Annotated in this window: 19 protein-coding genes; 11 read left to right on the forward strand and 8 right to left on the reverse strand. The window is 63.4% G+C overall.

What is annotated here, in order from left to right; translation table 11 throughout:
• Positions 1-152: 152 nt before the first annotated feature.
• Complete coding sequence (locus KM031_RS15500; RefSeq protein ID WP_215504550.1) at positions 153-719, reverse strand: CAP domain-containing protein; 567 nt, start codon at positions 717-719, stop codon at positions 153-155.
• Positions 720-815: 96 nt separating this feature from the next.
• On the opposite strand from KM031_RS15500, the gene KM031_RS15505 reads away from it, so the two are divergent.
• The 3 genes from KM031_RS15505 to clpX all read left to right on the forward strand — a co-directional run bounded on the left by KM031_RS15505 (position 816) and on the right by clpX (position 3,569).
• Positions 816-1,424: a CDP-alcohol phosphatidyltransferase family protein gene (locus KM031_RS15505; protein WP_215504549.1), complete on the forward strand. Its 609-nt coding sequence runs from the start codon at positions 816-818 to the stop codon at positions 1,422-1,424.
• 132 nt (positions 1,425-1,556) lie between these two features.
• Positions 1,557-2,189 (forward strand): ATP-dependent Clp protease proteolytic subunit, encoded by a 633-nt coding sequence (locus KM031_RS15510; RefSeq protein WP_215504548.1) that lies wholly within the window; start codon positions 1,557-1,559, stop codon positions 2,187-2,189.
• Between the two features lie 114 nt (positions 2,190-2,303).
• On the forward strand, positions 2,304-3,569 hold the full coding sequence (gene clpX / locus KM031_RS15515) for an ATP-dependent Clp protease ATP-binding subunit ClpX (RefSeq protein WP_215504547.1): 1,266 nt from the start codon (positions 2,304-2,306) through the stop codon (positions 3,567-3,569).
• Between the two features lie 78 nt (positions 3,570-3,647).
• Here clpX and KM031_RS15520 read toward each other — a convergent pair whose 3' ends face one another.
• On the reverse strand, positions 3,648-4,037 hold the full coding sequence (locus KM031_RS15520) for a GFA family protein (RefSeq protein ID WP_215504546.1): 390 nt from the start codon (positions 4,035-4,037) through the stop codon (positions 3,648-3,650).
• A gap of 269 nt (positions 4,038-4,306) precedes the next feature.
• Between KM031_RS15520 and KM031_RS15525 the strand changes: the two genes are divergently transcribed.
• From KM031_RS15525 to KM031_RS15535, 3 genes are read left to right on the forward strand one after another with little or no spacing between them, the layout of a single operon-like run.
• Positions 4,307-4,681, forward strand: a complete 375-nt coding sequence (locus KM031_RS15525) for an NADH:ubiquinone oxidoreductase subunit NDUFA12 (RefSeq protein WP_215504545.1) — start codon at positions 4,307-4,309, stop codon at positions 4,679-4,681.
• A gap of 13 nt (positions 4,682-4,694) precedes the next feature.
• The gene (gene mlaD, locus KM031_RS15530) at positions 4,695-5,165 is read left to right on the forward strand and encodes an outer membrane lipid asymmetry maintenance protein MlaD (protein ID WP_215504544.1); all 471 of its coding nucleotides are present in this window, start codon (positions 4,695-4,697) and stop codon (positions 5,163-5,165) included.
• A complete protein-coding gene (locus tag KM031_RS15535) occupies positions 5,162-5,587 on the forward strand; it encodes a DUF2155 domain-containing protein (protein WP_215504543.1) in 426 nt (141 codons plus the stop codon). The genes mlaD and KM031_RS15535 overlap by 4 nt, the downstream gene beginning before the upstream one ends.
• Here the strand turns inward: KM031_RS15535 and aat are convergent.
• The 3 genes from aat to accB are packed head-to-tail and all read right to left on the reverse strand — an operon-like array spanning position 5,524 to position 8,075.
• Positions 5,524-6,180, reverse strand: a complete 657-nt coding sequence (gene aat, locus KM031_RS15540) for a leucyl/phenylalanyl-tRNA--protein transferase (RefSeq protein ID WP_215504542.1) — start codon at positions 6,178-6,180, stop codon at positions 5,524-5,526. The genes KM031_RS15535 and aat overlap by 64 nt on opposite strands.
• A 34-nt stretch (positions 6,181-6,214) precedes the next feature.
• On the reverse strand, positions 6,215-7,561 hold the full coding sequence (gene accC, locus KM031_RS15545) for an acetyl-CoA carboxylase biotin carboxylase subunit (protein ID WP_215504607.1): 1,347 nt from the start codon (positions 7,559-7,561) through the stop codon (positions 6,215-6,217).
• A 19-nt stretch (positions 7,562-7,580) separates the two neighbouring features.
• The gene (accB, locus tag KM031_RS15550; protein WP_215504541.1) at positions 7,581-8,075 is read right to left on the reverse strand and encodes an acetyl-CoA carboxylase biotin carboxyl carrier protein; all 495 of its coding nucleotides are present in this window, start codon (positions 8,073-8,075) and stop codon (positions 7,581-7,583) included.
• A gap of 280 nt (positions 8,076-8,355) precedes the next feature.
• Here accB and KM031_RS15555 point away from each other — a divergent pair, with 280 nt between their 5' ends.
• A complete protein-coding gene (locus KM031_RS15555; protein ID WP_215504540.1) occupies positions 8,356-9,684 on the forward strand; it encodes an NAD(P)-dependent oxidoreductase in 1,329 nt (442 codons plus the stop codon).
• A gap of 25 nt (positions 9,685-9,709) precedes the next feature.
• Entirely contained in the window at positions 9,710-11,011 is a 1,302-nt protein-coding gene (gene preA / locus KM031_RS15560; RefSeq protein ID WP_215504539.1) for an NAD-dependent dihydropyrimidine dehydrogenase subunit PreA, read from the forward strand.
• A gap of 59 nt (positions 11,012-11,070) precedes the next feature.
• Here the strand turns inward: preA and KM031_RS15565 are convergent, their stop codons facing one another.
• The 3 genes from KM031_RS15565 to KM031_RS15575 all read right to left on the reverse strand — a co-directional run bounded on the left by KM031_RS15565 (position 11,071) and on the right by KM031_RS15575 (position 14,161).
• Positions 11,071-12,912: a potassium transporter Kup gene (locus tag KM031_RS15565; protein WP_246566919.1), complete on the reverse strand. Its 1,842-nt coding sequence runs from the start codon at positions 12,910-12,912 to the stop codon at positions 11,071-11,073.
• A 94-nt stretch (positions 12,913-13,006) separates the two neighbouring features.
• The gene (locus KM031_RS15570) at positions 13,007-13,435 is read right to left on the reverse strand and encodes a hypothetical protein (RefSeq protein ID WP_215504538.1); all 429 of its coding nucleotides are present in this window, start codon (positions 13,433-13,435) and stop codon (positions 13,007-13,009) included.
• 105 nt (positions 13,436-13,540) lie between these two features.
• The gene (locus KM031_RS15575; RefSeq protein WP_215504537.1) at positions 13,541-14,161 is read right to left on the reverse strand and encodes a TetR family transcriptional regulator C-terminal domain-containing protein; all 621 of its coding nucleotides are present in this window, start codon (positions 14,159-14,161) and stop codon (positions 13,541-13,543) included.
• 236 nt (positions 14,162-14,397) lie between these two features.
• Here KM031_RS15575 and aptA point away from each other — a divergent pair, with 236 nt between their 5' ends.
• The 3 genes from aptA (at position 14,398) to KM031_RS15590 (ending at position 17,034) form a co-directional block, all read left to right on the forward strand.
• Entirely contained in the window at positions 14,398-15,726 is a 1,329-nt protein-coding gene (aptA, locus tag KM031_RS15580) for an omega-aminotransferase AptA (protein WP_215504536.1), read from the forward strand.
• 75 nt (positions 15,727-15,801) lie between these two features.
• Entirely contained in the window at positions 15,802-16,086 is a 285-nt protein-coding gene (locus KM031_RS15585) for a cupin domain-containing protein (protein WP_215504535.1), read from the forward strand.
• Between the two features lie 120 nt (positions 16,087-16,206).
• Positions 16,207-17,034: a hypothetical protein gene (locus tag KM031_RS15590; protein ID WP_215504534.1), complete on the forward strand. Its 828-nt coding sequence runs from the start codon at positions 16,207-16,209 to the stop codon at positions 17,032-17,034.

Genomic DNA, 17,034 nt, shown 5'->3' on the forward strand with positions numbered 1-17,034 from the left:
CGAAAGGCAGCGACAGGCACAAAACGACACATGCACACCGCCCGAGTCTTCGGGCGGTTTTTAGGGGGATGCGGGGCGGAACCGTTGATCCTGCCCCGCCATGGTCGCGCCGCTTTGCCGTTGCGTCAAGGGCTGCGGCGCGGAGATGGGGATCAGCGCAGCGGCGTGGCCATCACCAGCACCCAGGCCGGTTTGGCCCCGGCCGCCATGCCCAACCCGGCCTCTGTCACCTTGGGGTCCAGCAGATTGGCGCGGTGTTTGGGCGAGCCGAGCCAGAAATCGACCAGACGTTCGGGCGATCCGGCAAAGCCGAGGCCGGTATTTTCGGTGGCGCGGCGCGGCGCATAGCCCACCCGTGCCAGACGGCTCATCAGCGCCGCGCCATCCGATCCGACGTGGCGATAGGTCTGATGGGCGGCATTGTCGCAGGCATGGGCCTGTGCTGCCCGGGTCAGCCGGTCCGAGGCGCGCAGCGGCGCTAGGTCCTTGCCCGCCCGCAAGGCATTGGCGCGACGCAGCACCTCGGCGGCATATGCTGCCGTCTCAGCCGGGCGAGGGCATTGGGTGGTTGCCGGGGCAGGGCCGCCTGAACTCGCCGTGCTGGCCGATGTTGTGCCGACCGGCAGCGGGACGATGATGCAGGCGGACAGGCTGGCGGCCAGCGTCAGCGCCAGCAGCGGCGCCAGACGCCGGGATGCAAGGGGGCGGGGCAGGATCATGCGAGACTCTTTCGTGCGGAACATATGCCGTTTAAAAGGCAATCCGGGGCGGATGCGCAATGGCAAAGCCGGAACAGGACAAAAGGTGGGGTGCGGATGCTGGATGGTTGGGCACGGCGGCTGATGGATCCCCCTCTCAACCACCTCGGGCGGCAGCTGGCCACGCGGGGGGTGACGGCGGATGCGGTGACGCTGGCCGGGCTGGCGCTGGGGCTGTTCGCGGCCACGGCCCTTGCGGCCGGGCTTGCGCCATGGCTGGCGCTGGCGCTGCTGCTGGCCTCGCGTGTAGCGGACGGGTTGGACGGGGCCGTGGCGCGGGCCAGCCGCAAGACCGACTTCGGCGGCTATCTCGATATCACCTGCGACTTCCTGTTTTACGGCGCGGTGCCGCTGGCCTTTGTGCTGCGCGATCCGGCCAATGGGGCTGCGGGGGCCTTTCTACTGACCAGTTTCTACGTCAACGGCGCCAGTTTTCTGGGCTATGCGATCCTTGCCGAAAAGCGCGGCCTGACCACCGCCAGCCGGGGCGAAAAATCGCTGTATTTCACCGCAGGCCTGCTGGAAGGCAGTGAAACCATCCTGTTTTTTGTCGTGCTCTGCCTGTGGCCGGGCCTGTTTGTGCCATTGGCCTGGGGCTTTGGCGGTCTGTGTTTTCTGACCGCGCTGAGCCGGGTTCTGCTGGCGCGGCGGGTGTTTGCGCCGTGAACCCCTGCCGCCAACCGTCGGAAACCGGCGGGCGGAATAAGCCAACTGCCCTTGCAGCCCCCGGCGCGCAACACTAAGACTCGGGTAATTCCTCGGCGATAAAGCTCAACGCAAGGCAACAGGCAGGCGACCATGAGAGACCCGATCGACCTTTACATGAACACCCTTGTCCCGATGGTCGTCGAACAGACGAGCCGGGGCGAACGCGCCTATGACATCTTCTCGCGCATGTTGAAGGAGCGGATCATTTTCCTGTCCGGCCCGGTGCATGACGGCATGTCGTCGCTGATCTGCGCGCAGCTTCTGTTCCTTGAGGCGGAAAACCCGTCCAAGGAAATTGCCATGTATATCAACAGCCCCGGCGGTGTCGTGACCTCGGGCCTGTCGATCTATGACACGATGCAATACATCCGCCCCAAGGTCTCCACGCTGGTGATCGGGCAGGCGGCCTCGATGGGGTCGCTCTTGCTGACGGCTGGCGAAAAGGGCATGCGCTTCTCGCTGCCGAACAGCCGTGTGATGGTGCACCAGCCCTCGGGCGGCTATCAGGGCCAGGCGACCGACATCATGATTCACGCCCGCGAAACCGAAAAGCTGAAGCGCCGCCTGAACGAGATCTACGTCAAGCACACCGGGAATGATTACGCGACCGTCGAACAGGCGCTGGAGCGCGACAATTTCATGTCGGCCGAGGATGCCAAGGCCTGGGGCCTGATCGACGAAATCACCGAGGCGCGCGGCAAGGCCGAAGGCGAACCGAAGTAAGACACCACGCCCCCGGCGGCCAGGGCTCCGGGGGCGATTTGCGATTGTGAAGGCGCGGGGCTTGCCCTAGACTTTCAAGATAGCGCCGAAGGGTGCGCACGGCAGAGGATGACGATGGCGAATAATTCTGGCACCGACAGCAAGAACACCCTCTATTGCTCGTTCTGTGGCAAGAGCCAGCATGAGGTGCGCAAGCTGATCGCGGGGCCCACCGTGTTCATCTGCGACGAATGTGTCGAGCTGTGCATGGATATCATCCGCGAGGAAACCAAGACCACCGGGCTGAAAAGCACCGATGGTGTGCCGACCCCGCGCGAGATCTGCAAGGTTCTGGACGACTATGTGATCGGTCAGGAACATGCGAAGCGTGTTCTGTCGGTTGCGGTTCACAACCACTACAAGCGGCTGAATCATTCTGCAAAGAATGATATCGAACTGGCGAAATCGAACATCCTGCTGATCGGCCCCACCGGCTGCGGCAAGACCCTGCTGGCGCAGACGCTGGCACGGATTCTGGATGTGCCCTTCACCATGGCCGATGCCACCACGCTGACCGAAGCGGGCTATGTCGGCGAGGATGTCGAAAACATCATCCTCAAGCTGCTGCAAGCCAGTGAATACAACGTGGAGCGGGCGCAGCGCGGCATCGTCTATATCGACGAGGTCGACAAGATCACCCGCAAGTCCGACAACCCCTCGATCACCCGCGACGTGTCGGGCGAGGGGGTGCAGCAGGCGCTGCTGAAGATCATGGAGGGCACCGTGGCGTCGGTGCCGCCGCAGGGCGGGCGCAAACATCCGCAGCAGGAATTCCTGCAGGTGGATACGACGAACATCCTGTTCATCTGTGGCGGGGCCTTTGCCGGTCTGGAAAAGATCATCGCGCAGCGTAACAAGGGTTCGGCCATCGGCTTTGGCGCCGCTGTGAAGGGCCCCGAGGATCGCGGCGTGGGCGAGCTGTTCAAAGAGCTGGAGCCGGAAGATCTGCTGAAATTCGGGTTGATCCCGGAATTTGTCGGCCGTCTGCCGGTGATCGCCACGCTGACCGATCTGGACGAGGCGGCGCTGGTCACCATTCTGACCGAGCCGAAAAACGCGCTGGTGAAACAGTATCAGCGCCTGTTCGAGATCGAAGGCGTGGGCCTGACCTTCACCCCCGATGCGCTGGTGGCCATTGCCAAACGCGCCATCAAACGCAAGACCGGCGCGCGTGGTCTGCGCTCGATCATGGAAGACATCCTGCTGGATACCATGTTCGAACTGCCGGGCATGGGCGATGTGTCCGAGGTTGTGGTGAAGGAAGAAGCGGTCAATTCCGGTGCCGCACCGCTTCTGGTGCATACCGAAGCCAAGAAGAAAGAACCTGCCGCCGCAGGCTGAGCGCCGGGTGGGAGCATTTGCAAAAAGGCGGCCTTCGCGGGCCGCCTTTTTCATTTGGCTCTGTCTGGGGGGCCGCTGCTACGGGGGCCCGCCGGATTGCGGCGCATCATCGCAGATCTGATACCAGTCCGGCTTTTCAGAGGTGAATTCATGGAACTGGTTCCTGAGGCCGACCTCCGTATCCAGCGCGTTTGCGGCGATGGGGAAGGTGGCATCCTCGGACAGGATTTCACCGAGCGAGGTTCCGCAGAGCCGACAGAAACAGCGGCCATATTTGTAAGGCGCGCCGGGTTTATAAAGGGCCACATGCTCCTTGCCCTGATGCCACATCAGGTCTTCACGCTTTATGAAAACGATGGTGCTGGCCCCCACTTTTCGACACCGCGAACAGTGGCAGGTGCCCATCATCGAGGGCACCGCCAGGATTTCGAACTGCACGGACCCGCAGCAACAGCTTCCCTTGATCATGTTATTTCCCGCTTTCAGATGTGTTAAATAATGGGAACATTATGGGAACATCTGACTGTGATCAAGGTCCGTCACGGGGGCAGAACGGCAGGGTGCCGAGAGGGGCTGCTGGCTACAGGAAATCAAAGCGCAGCGCGCTGTTAGCGCGCGCCTTCGGCAGGCGCGCAAAAGGCCGATCCGGCGCTTTCCCGCCCAAGGCGATGCGTCTTGCCCCTAGACCTTCCGCGCGGTTTCCGCCATAGGAGAACAAATCCCTTCGGAGGCCCGCGATGTATTTCCTCAAGCGTCTCGTCACCTGGTGGAATAGCCAGACGATCGGCACCCAGCTTTTCACTTGGCGCAAAGGCGTGAAGGTGGGCGAGGACGATCAGGGCAACACCTATTACCAGACCGCCGACGCCAAGCGCCGCTGGATCATCTTCAATGGTGAGGCCGAAGCCTCGCGCGTGTCGCCCGATTGGCATGGCTGGCTGCATTTCACCTGGGATCAGCCGCCGACCAAGGCGCCGCTGACCCATAAGGTATGGGAAAAGCCGCATCAGGAAAACCTGACCGGCACGCAGGCGGCCTATGCGCCCACCGGCTCGATCCGCAAGGGCGCACCGGCCGAACGGCGCGATTACGAGGCGTGGCAACCCGAATAAGGGGCCGGAGATCATGGCGGAAAACGCAACAGAAGTATTGGCTGGCGGTGTGGTGCTGGTCGCGGCCTTGGGCTTTCTGGCCTATGCCGCGCAGGGCGTCGGCTTTGGCGGCAGCAGCAGCAGCTATGACCTGCGCGCCTCGTTCCAGTCGGTCGAGGGTATCTCGGTCGGCACCGATGTGCGGCTGGCAGGGGTCAAGGTCGGCACCGTGTCGAAGCTGGAGCTGAACCCGGCCACCTTCTATGCCGATGCGACCTTCTCGGTTCAGGATCATGTGCAACTGCCCGAGGATTCGGCGGCGCTGATTTCTTCCGAAGGTTTGCTGGGCGGCAATTTCGTGGAACTGCGTCCCGGTGGCGCGCTCGACAATCTGCCCGCCGGGGCGGAAATCGAAGATACGCAAGGTGCGATCAGCCTGATCGGTCTGCTGATGAAATTCGTCGGCAAATCGGCCGAGGATGGTCTGGGCGGTGCCGCGCAATGAAGCGGCTGCTGGTCGCCGCCCTGCTGACTGTGGCAAGCCCCGCTGCGGCAGAGGATGTGACCGATTCCCCCGGTGCGATCCTGCGCTGGCTCGACAAGATGACGGGCGAGACGGCGGATATCGAACTCAGCCGCGGGCAGGCTGCCGTTTCAGGACGGCTGACCATTCAGTTGGATGAATGTCGTTATCCCAGCGCGAACCCGGCCTCCAATGCCTATGCCCATCTGACGATCATGGAAAAGGGCAAGGCGGATCCGGCCTTTACCGGCTGGATGGTCGCCTCCAGCCCGGCGCTCTCGGCGCTGGAACACCCGCGTTACGATGTCTGGGTGCTGCGCTGCCTGACGCCCGGCGCACCTCAGATCGAGGATATGCCGGAGCCGGAAGAGGGCGAAGAGATTATCGCGCCGCAAGAGGGCTGATAGAGGGGCGGGGCAAACTCTGCCTGGCCCTGCAACGCCGTTTGCAACCTGTCCTGATACGCGGCCCGCGGGATCTCGATCCCGCCCAGCGTGGCCAGATGCGGTGTCAGGAACTGGGTGTCGCACAGGATGAATCCGCCCGCCCGCAGCCGGTGCATCAGCCAGGCCAGCACGATCTTTGACGCCGATCTGCGGCGCGAAAACATGCTTTCGGCAAAAAAGGCCTGCCCCAGCGCCACGCCATAGACACCACCAACCAGACGGCCCTCCTCCCACATCTCCAGACTATGCGCGAAGCCGCGCTGGTGCAGCGCCAGATACAGCGCGAAGATGCGGTCGTTGATCCAGGTGCTGTCGCGGTCGGCGCAGCCTGCCACCACGGCTTCAAAGGCGGTATTGGCGCGGATGTCATAGCCGCCGCGCAGGATCTCGCGCCGGAGGCTGCGCGAGATGTGAAACCCGTCCAGAGGCAAGATGCCACGCCGACGTGGATCGACCCAATGCAGCGTGGGATCAGTGGCGCTTTCCGCCATCGGAAACACACCGGCGGCATAGGCCCGCAGCAGCAATTCGGGGGTGATGACCTGATCCATCAGATGAAAAGGGCGCCCGAAGGCGCCCACTCCCTTAGCCGAACTGGCTTTCCAGCCATTTTTCCAGCCAGTGAATGTTGTATTCGCCGCTTTGCACATCCGGCTCGGCCAGCAGGGCATGGAACAGCGGCACCGTGGTATCGACCCCATCCACGATCAGCTCTCCCAACGCGCGGCGCAGACGGGCCAGCGCCTCGGGCCGGTCGCGGCCATGCACGATCAGCTTGCCGATCAGGCTGTCGTAATAGGGCGGGATCGAATAGCCGCCATACAGCGCCGAATCCATCCGCACCCCCAACCCGCCGGGGGCGTGGAACACCCGCACCTTGCCGGGGCAGGGCGAGAAGTTCGGCAGCTTTTCGGCGTTGATGCGGACTTCGATGGCGTGGCCGTTGATCTCCAGCTCGTCCTGCGTGAAGGACATCGGCAGGCCCGATGCGACGCGGATCTGTTCGCGCACCAGATCAACGCCAAAGATGGCTTCCGTCACCGGATGTTCCACCTGAAGGCGGGTGTTCATCTCGATGAAATAGAACTCGCCATCCTCATAGAGGAACTCCACCGTGCCCGCGCCGATATAGTTGATCTTGGCCACGGCATCGGCACAGACCTTGCCGATCTTCGCCCGCATCTCGGGCGTGATGCAAGGGCCCGGCGCTTCTTCGAACACCTTCTGGTGGCGGCGCTGCAACGAGCAGTCCCGCTCGCCCAAATGGACGGCATTGCCCTTGCCATCACCAAACACCTGAATTTCGATATGGCGCGGCTTTTGCAGGTATTTCTCGATATAGACTTCGTCATTGCCGAAGGCGTTTTTCGCCTCGGACCGCGCGGTGCGGAAGGCCACTTCCAGTTCTTCGGCATTGCGCGCGACCTTCATGCCGCGCCCGCCGCCGCCTGCGGTGGCCTTGATGATCACCGGAAAGCCGATGCTGGCCGCCACACCGATGGCGGTTTCAAAATCGGGCACGCCGCCTTCAGAGCCCGGCACGACCGGAATCCCCAGCGCCTTGGCGGTTTCCTTGGCGGTGATCTTGTCGCCCATGATGCGGATATGTTCCGCCGACGGGCCGATGAAGGTCAGGCCGTGATCTTCCAGCGCCTGCGCAAAGCTGGCGTTTTCCGACAGGAAACCATAGCCCGGATGCACCGCCTGCGCGCCGGTGATTTCGCAGGCAGAAATGATCGCGGCCTTGCTCAGATAGCTGTCAGACGACGGGGCCGGGCCGATGCAGACGGATTCATCCGCCATGCGCACATGCATCGCGTCGCTGTCGGCGGTGGAATGGACGGCGACCGATTTGATCCCCATTTCCTGACAGGCGCGGATCACCCGCAGCGCGATTTCACCGCGATTGGCGATCAGGATCTTCTCGAACATCTGGGTCAAGGCGCGGCCCTCACTCGATGATCATCAGGGGGGCGCCGTATTCCACCGGATTGCCATCGGCCACCAGAATCCGCTTCACCACACCGGCGCGCGGGGCTGGGATATGGTTCATGGTCTTCATCGCTTCGATGATCAGCACGGTCTGGCCTTCGGTGACAGTGGCACCCACCGTGGCAAAGGGCGTGGCCCCCGGTTCGGCGGCCAGATAGACGGTGCCGACCATGGGCGAGGTCACGGCACCCGGATGCTGCGCCGGATCTTCGGCGGGGGCGGCTGCGGCTGCCGCCGGGGCGGCAGCGGCGGATTGCGGCGCTGCCATCATCATGGGCTGGGGGGCCGCCATCGTGGTGGTCACGATGTTGGATTGTTTCACGACACGCACATCGAGGCTGTCATCCTCGCCATATTCGCGCTTCACCGACAGCTCTGTCAGATCGTTCTTGTTCAGAAGCTCGGCCAGCGCCTGAATGAAGGCAACATCGGCATCGGGGGAGTGTTTGCTCATACCATCCTCTTCGTGTGGTGTCTGGCGTCCGGGGGCTGCGGCCATGATAGCGCAAGCAGTCCCCGCCAGGGCTGGGGGTGGTTATACGCCAGCCTTACGGGGGTGAAAAGCACGGATATGCGGGCCGGAATGTCCAGTTTGCAGGCAGTTTGTCGGGCCGTGCCCGAAACACGGGCAGGGCATCGGAATTTTTGCCGCGCCGAAAATTTACCGATTGATAAAAAATTGACCTGTGGCAGACTGAGGGCAATCAAAAAAGCAAAAAAGGGAGGTTACGACCTTGACCAACAGCCAGCTGACGCCCGGCATCGCGCCGGGACGCCTGCCCGCCACCGCCTATGCCGAAAACTTCAGCGACCACACGCCGCCGCTGGACCGGCACGAGGCGCGGGTGGCGGCGGACAGATGTTATTTCTGCCATGACGCGCCCTGCATGACGGCGTGCCCCACCTCGATCGACATTCCGCTGTTCATTCGCCAGATCGCCACCGGCACGCCGGATGCGGCGGCGAAAACCATCTTCGCGCAGAACATCCTCGGCGGCATGTGCGCTCGCGTCTGCCCGACCGAGACCCTGTGCGAAGAGGTCTGCGTACGCGAGGTGGCCGAAGGCAAGCCGGTGGAGATCGGCCGCCTGCAACGCTTTGCCACCGACACGCTGATGGGCAAGGGCGTGCATCCCTTCACCCGCGCTGCCGCCACCGGCAAGACGGTGGCGGTGGTCGGGGCAGGCCCGGCGGGTCTGGCCTGCGCGCACCGGCTGGCGCTGAAGGGCCATACGGTGGTGGTGCTGGAACGCCGCGCCAAGGCGGGCGGGCTGAATGAATATGGCATCGCCACCTACAAGACGACCAATGATTTCGCCCAGAAAGAGGTCGACTGGCTGCTCAAGATCGGTGGCATCACGATCCGCAATGGGGTGACGCTGGGCCGCGATGTGATGCTGGGCGATCTGCTGGCGCAATATGATGCGGTGTTTCTGGCCATCGGTCTGGCCGGGGTGAATGCCTTGCGGGCGGCGGGCGAAGATCTGTCGGGCGTGCAGAATGCCGTCGATTTCATCGCCGATCTGCGGCAGGCGCCGGATCGGGCCGCCGTGCCGGTGGGCCGCGACGTGGTGGTGATCGGTGGCGGCATGACGGCGGTGGATGCTGCCGTGCAGTCCAAGCTGCTGGGCGCGGAAAACGTGACCATCGTTTATCGCCGGGGCAAGGACCGGATGTCGGCCTCGGACTATGAACAGGATCACGCTACGCAAAGCGGCGTGCGCATCATCTATGGCGCAGCACCGCTGCGCGTGATCGGCGACGGCGCGGTGCAGGCGGTGGAGTTTGCCTATACGCAGGAGGGCGATGCCGGGCTGGTGCTGTCGCAGGAAACCTTCACCCTGAAGGCGGATCAACTGTTCAAGGCGATTGGCCAGACCCTCGCCGGGGTGCCGGACGGGCTTGCCGTCAGCGGCGGCAAACTGTCGGCGCAGCCGGGGCAGAAGCTCTGGGCCGGGGGCGATTGCGCGGCGGGGGGCGAAGATTTGACCGTCACAGCCGTGGCCGAAGGCCGCGATGCTGCCGAAGCGATTCATGCAAGCCTGATGGGGGCGGCGGGCTGACGCCTGCCAGAAGGAGACACGCACAATGGCCAATCTCACCACGAATTTCATCGGGATCAAATCTCCCAACCCGTTCTGGCTCGCCTCGGCCCCGCCGACCGACAAGGAGGTCAATGTCCGCCGCGCCTTCGAGGCGGGCTGGGGCGGGGTGGTCTGGAAGACCCTCGGCTCCGAAGGGCCGCCGGTCGTCAATGTCAACGGCCCGCGCTATGGCGCGATCTGGGGCGCGGATCGTCGTCTGCTCGGGTTGAACAATATCGAACTGATCACCGACCGCCCGCTGGAGGTGAACCTGCGCGAAATCAAATCGGTGAAGCGCGATTACAAGGACCGGGCGCTGATCATCAGCCTGATGGTGCCCTGCGACGAGGAATCGTGGAAAGACATCCTCGCCCGGATCGAGGATACCGAAGCCGACGGGGTGGAGCTGAACTTCGGCTGTCCGCATGGCATGGCGGAACGCGGCATGGGCTCGGCCGTGGGGCAGGTGCCCGAATATATCGAAATGGTCACCCGCTGGGTCAAGCAATACAGCCGGATGCCCTGTATCGTGAAGCTGACACCCAATATCACCGATGTGCGCAAACCCGCCGAGGCGGCAAAGCGCGGTGGGGCGGATGCGGTCAGCCTGATCAACACCATCAACTCGATCACCGCCGTCGATCTGGACGATTTCGCACCAGAGCCGACGATTGACGGCAAGGGCACCCATGGCGGCTATTGCGGCCCGGCGGTCAAACCCATTGCGCTGAACATGGTGGCCGAGATTGCCCGCTCGCGCGAAACGGCGGGGATCCCGATCTCGGGTATCGGCGGTGTGACCACCTGGCGCGATGCGGCGGAGTTCATGGCGCTTGGCGCGGGCAATGTGCAGGTCTGCACCGCCGCGATGACCTACGGCTTCAAGGTTGTGCAGGAAATGATCTCGGGCCTGTCGGATTACATGGACCGCAAGGGCTTTACTGACACGTCCGAACTGGTGGGCCGCGCGGTGCCAAATGTCACCGACTGGCAGTTCCTCAATCTGAACTATGTCACCAAGGCCCATATCAGCCAGGATGACTGCATCAAATGCGGGCGCTGCTATATCGCCTGCGAGGATACCAGCCATCAGGCCATCGCGATGAGCGCCGACCGCACCTTCACCGTCAAGGATGACGAATGCGTGGCCTGCAACCTCTGCGTCAATGTCTGCCCGGTGGAGAATTGCATTACCATGGTGCAGATGCCCAAAGGCGCCACCGATCCGCGCACCGGGGCCGTGGTGGGCGATTATGCCAACTGGACGACCCATCCCAACAACCCGTCCTCGCACGCGGCAGAGTGAGGCGGGTTGCATGACGGGGCAGGGCGGGGTCATCCCGCCTTGCCCTTTTCCGCCCGGTGTCAGATCGTCAGTTGCTGGCCAAGCTCGATCACCCGATTGGTGGGCAGGCGGTAAAACTCGGTCGCATTGGTCGCGCCCTTGGTCATCGAGATGAACAGCTTTTCCTGCCATGTCGGCAGCCCTTCGCCCTTGGCCGACCGGAAACTGCGGTGGTTCAGAAAGAACGAGGTGGTCATGATGTCGAACTTCTCGCCCTGTTTGCGCGCCAGTGCCAGCGCCCGCGGCACATTGGGATCCTCCAGATAACCGAAGGTCAGATGGATGCGCAGAAACCTGTCGTTGATGCGTTCCAGACGGATCCGGTCGACCTCGGCCACCTCGGGGATGGGGGCGGTTGTGACGGTGACGATGAAGTTCTTTTTGTGCAGCACCCGGTTGTGTTTCAGATTGTGCAGCAGCGCAGGCGGCGCCATTTCGGGATCGGCGGTCAGAAAGACGGCGGTGCCTGGTGCCTCCAGCGGATGCGATTTTTCCAGCATCCGCAGCAGGCTGTCGAATTCGATTGAGGAGGCGCGGGATTTGCGCTTCACATGCGCGGTGCCGCGCACCCATGTCCACATCATCAGGCACAGCAGCGCGGCCAGCAGGATCGGGATATAACCGCCATCCACCACCTTGGTCAGGTTTGCGGCCAGAAACAGCCCTTCCAGCAGGATCAGCGGCAGCATCACCAGCAGCGTCAGCGACAGCGGCCATTTCCAGGCGCGGTGCAGCAGGAAGATGGCGAGGATCGAGGTGATGACCATATCGCCGGTGACGGCGATGCCATAGGCGCTGGCCAGATTGGTGGAGGATCCGAAGGCCAGAACCAGCGTCACCACCCCCATCGCGAGGATGGAGTTGATCTTGGGCATGTAGATCTGCCCATATTGCGTCTCTGACGTGTGGCGGATCTGCATCCGCGGCAGCAGCCCCATCTGCACCGCCTGTTTCGCCACCGAAAACGCGCCCGAGATCACCGCCTGGCTGGCAATGACCGTCGCCGCCGTGGCCAGCAGCACCAAGGGCAGCAACAGCCAGTCCGGGGCCAGCAGGAAAAACGGATTGCGGGCGGTTTCGGGATGCGCCAGCACCATCGCGCCCTGCCCGAGATACGACAGGGTCAGCGCCGGAAACACCAGAATCCCCCAGGCCAGCCGGATCGGCTTGCGCCCGAAATGCCCCATATCGGTATACAGCGCCTCGCCACCCGTCACCGCCAGAAACACCGAGCCCAGAACGATGAACGACGCCAGCCCGTTCTCCACCAGAAACCCCGCCGCATGCAGCGGGTTCAGCGCCGCCAGAATGCTCAGATCATCGCGGATATGGCTCAGTCCCAGCGCGGCCATGGTCAGGAACCACAGGATCATGATCGGGCCGAACAGCGCCGAGACGGCCTCGGTGCCGCGCGATTGCACGGCAAACAGCCCGATGATGATCACCAGCGTGATCGGCACGACATAATCCGACAGGCCGGGGGCCACCAAGGCGCTGCCTTCAACTGCCGACAGCACCGACATGGCCGGCGTGATGATGGCATCGCCGAAAAACAGCGAAATGCCCACCGCGCCAAAGGCGATCAGCCAGGTGGGCCGACTGTTCAGCGCGCGTTGCACCAATGCGACCAGCGACAGGGTGCCGCCTTCGCCATTGTTGTCGGCGCGCATGATCAGCAGCACATATTTCAGGCTGACGATCAGGATCAGGGTCCAGACCAGCAATGAAATCACGCCCAGCACATCGGCCCGTGTCAGGCCGTCATGGCTGGCGGCGTGCAGCGATTCCCGCATCGCATACAGCGGGCTCGTGCCGATATCGCCATAGACCACGCCAATCGCCCCCAGCGTGAGCTTTGCCAAAGATCCGTGCGCGTGGGGAGGGTGGTCGCCTTGGGCAGCTTGCGACACGATGTTGGCTCACAGCTAGGGAACGCAAGCCTGTGCTGTATCTGGTTCACGGCCCGCTCACAAGCGTGTCACCGGGTTGTGCTGCACTGCCGCATCCATCTGATACCGGCCCGCCACAGCCCCTGATCATCCCGCCCTCGCGGCCTGGCCCGTAAGGCGGCATCTGCGAGGCTTCAAGCGAAAGATCACCCTTTTCCGGCAAGAGCACCACCCGCTCGGCCAGCGATTGCGCCCCGGCCAGCGCCTCGGCGGCCTCGTCATAGGCGTGCAGCGCGTGGCGGTGCAAAGTGGCGGCATCGCTTTGGTCGGGCGGCGCGGCAAAGACCGGCGGCGCGCTTGGCGGCATCGGCGCGGGCAGGGGCGGTGCTGTTGCCGTCTGACCGGCCAGACCGGGGAAACCGGACGCGCCCATATGTGTCTGAAGCGCCGACCCCGGCGGCAGCGCCACGCGCGGCCCTGTTATGGAAAGATCCATTGCCACATCCTTCACGCCAAAGAATGCCCCCGCCTGATCTTACCGCAGATCGCCACCCGCCTCAGCCGGTTTCGTGGTAAACACCGCGCGGAATATCTAAGATTTTCAGATCCCTGTCGTCAGGCTGCGCCGGAACAGGCTGATCAGGAAATCCTCGGCTTGCGCGAAATGCGCATCGCCCTGCGCCCCCAGCACCGCCCGCACCTGCACATCGAAATCGGCGTAATGCTGCGTGGTGGCCCAGATCGAGAAGATCAGGTGATGCGGTTCCAGCTGCGCCAGCTTGCCCTGCGCCATCCATCCGGCAATCACATCGGCCTTTTCATCGACCAGCGGCTTCAGTTCTTCGGTGAAGGCGGCCTGAATGCGCGGCGCGCCTTGCAGGATCTCATTGGCAAACAGCCTGCTTTCGCGCGGGAAATCGCGGCTCAGCTCCAGCTTGCGGCGGATGTAATCCAGAATCTCCTCGACCGGATCCCCCGCCGGATCCAGTTCGCGCAGCGGATCCAGCCAGACCTTCATCAGCCGCGCAATCAGCGCCGCATGGATCGCCTCTTTCGAGGGGAAATAATACAGCAGATTTGGCTTCGACAGCCCGGCCCCCTCGGCAATCTGATCCAGAGTGGCACCACGGAATCCCTGCTGCGAAAACACTTCCAGCGCCGCCTCCAGAATCGCTTCGGAATTCTTCTGCTGGATCCGGGTCTGCGCTTTCGGTCGGCTCATCAGGGCTCCGTGGATGGTATTTGATCAAAATGTCGGTTTCAGGCCGCGCCTGACGTGGTTCCCGCATTGAGCGATGCTGCGAAACGCGTCAATATGCAAAGAGTACATGGCGCGCGGGCGGGTGGGGCCACCCATGGCTTGACGCAGCGGGATGTGCTGATAGCAATGGAATTTGACCGTAGGGTCAAGGAAATTCGGCCCCCCGCAAGAAGGGATGGCCCAACCGGGAGAGCCCCATGGCGCTTGATCGCAAGCAGACCCCCAATGACCTGAACGCGTTCTGGATGCCGTTCACCGCGAACCGGCAGTTCAAGAAATCGCCGCGCATGTTCGTGGCGGCGAAGGACATGCACTATACCACCTCGGATGGTCGTCAGGTGCTGGATGGCACGGCAGGTCTGTGGTGCTGCAATGCGGGCCATTGCCGCCCCAAGATCACCGAGGCGATCCAGAAACAGGCGGCCGAGCTGGATTATGCGCCGGCCTTCCAGATGGGCCACCCCATCGCCTTTGAACTGGCCAACCGCATCATCGACATCGCCCCCAAGGGGATCGAGCATGTGTTCTACACGAACTCCGGCTCGGAAAGTGTTGAAACGGCTCTGAAACTTGCCATTGCCTATCACCGGGCACGGGGCGAGGGCGCGCGCACCCGGCTGATCGGGCGCGAGCGCGGTTATCATGGCGTGAACTTCGGCGGCATTTCCGTCGGGGGCATCGTCAACAACCGCAAGATGTTCGGCACGCTGCTGGGTGGCGTGGACCATCTGCCGCATACGCATCTGCCGGGCCAGAATGCCTTTACCAAGGGCCAGCCCGAACATGGTGCGCATCTGGCCGATGATCTGGAACGCATCGTGGCGCTGCACGGGGCCGAAACCATCGCGGCGGTGATTGTGGAGCCGATGGCCGGATCGACCGGCGTGCTGATGCCGCCGAAGGGCTATCTTGAAAAGCTGCGTGCGATCACCAAAAAACACGGCATCCTGTTGATCTTTGATGAGGTCATCACCGGCTTTGGTCGCCTTGGCAGCGCCTTTGCCGCGCAGCATTTCGACGTGCTGCCCGACATGATGACCACCGCCAAGGGCCTGACCAATGGCGTGATCCCGATGGGCGCGGTGCTGACCACGGCGGAAGTGCATGACGCCTTCATGCAGGGCCCGGAGCATATGATCGAACTGTTCCACGGCTATACCTATTCCGGCAACCCGATTGCGGCGGCCTGCGGCATTGCCACGCTGGACACATACAAGGAAGAGGGGCTGTTCGAACGCGCGGCAGAGCTGGAAGGCTACTGGGCCGATGCGCTGCACAGCCTCAAGGGCCTGCCGCATGTGATCGACATCCGCAACATGGGCCTGATCGGCGCGGTGGAACTGGAGGGGATTCCGGGCGAGCCGACCAAACGCGCCTTCGAGGCCTTCCTGCGCGCCTATGACAAGGGCATCCTGATCCGCACCACCGGCGACATCATCGCCATGTCGCCGCCGCTGATCATCTCGAAATCCGAGATTGATACCCTGATCGGCACCCTGGCCGATGTTCTGAAAACCCTGCCGTAAGGCGGGCACGGGCAGGGTGGGCGTGTCCTGCCCTGCCATCCCATCCCCCCTCTCAAGATCATGGAAGGCGCCATCATGCGCATACAGGCGACATCGACTTTGCTGATGGAAACCGACCGGGTGATGGTCTGGCGCTATGATTTTGAACCGGGTGCCGAAACCGGCTGGCATGTGCATGGCCATGAATATGTGATCACCACGCTGACCGATTGCCCCTTGCGGCTGGAACTGCCGGGCGGCGAGGTGCGCGAAAGCTTCATCCCCGCAGGCAGCGCCTATTCCCGCCCCAAGGGCACGGAACACAATGTCATCAATGCGGGCGATGGCCCGATGAGCTTTGTGGAAGTGGAGCTGAAATAGCCGACCACCACGCCGCAGGTTTCTGAAACATGGCGTGAGTTGCATCCTCCGCACCAGGCGGTATCTCTGCCGCGAGCCTGTGCCACTCCCGAAAGGCACGTCGAAGTGGAGCTGCCCCGGATGATCCAGATACCTGTCCCCGCCGCCCTTGGCCTTGCCGCCGTGCTGACCCTGCTGTCCGCTGCGGCCCATGCGGCGGATTTGCAGCCCTGCGACACTTCGATTGCGGGGCAGACGCAAAGCTTTGTCTATGATCCCGACAGCCCGACGCTGAAAGACAGCCTGTCGCTGCGCGAACGGCTGTATGGCGAGCGCGGGGCCATCACCTGTCCGGGGCTGGTGACGCTGCGGGTGATGACGCCCGAAATGACGGATGCCGAACGCGCGCCCTTTTGTCTGCAATGGGATGCGCAGGGCAAAACCTATATCGGTTATGACATCGGCAGCCGCGATGCCTGGCTGACCTGCCGCAAACCCTCGCGCAGCTTCTGCGAGAGGGTCAACCGCTCCAAGACGGCGGCGGGGCGGCTGGCGGGGCAAACCGCCGATTTCGCACTGGGCATGGGCACGCAGGCGGTGCTGCATCCCTCTGGTGCGGTGGCGGTGCAGGGGCCTGCGGCGGTGATCGGCGAAAAGCTGGTGGCGCTGGGGTCAACCGCGCTGTCAGGCGTGTCGGCCCCGGCGGCGCTGGGGGCCGTGGCCGTGACGGCGGTTGCGGTGGGCGGTGCGGTCTATATCTGTTCCGACAGCGGCGCAGAGGCCGCCGCGGTTGCCGCCGCGCCAGTGGCCGCCCCGGCTGCGGGGCTGCCCATTTCGGGACTGCCCGCCGAGGAGGTGCCGGGATCGGATCTGCCCGAAGGCGTTCCGCCCGCACCGCTGCCGGAGCCTGCGCCGATACCGCAGCCGGGCGTCCCTGCACAACCACAGGCGCCCGCCCAGCCGGACTGA

Origin of the sequence: Gemmobacter fulvus, assembly GCF_018798885.1 — a bacterium.
In the GTDB taxonomy this organism is placed as follows: domain Bacteria; phylum Pseudomonadota; class Alphaproteobacteria; order Rhodobacterales; family Rhodobacteraceae; genus Gemmobacter; species Gemmobacter fulvus.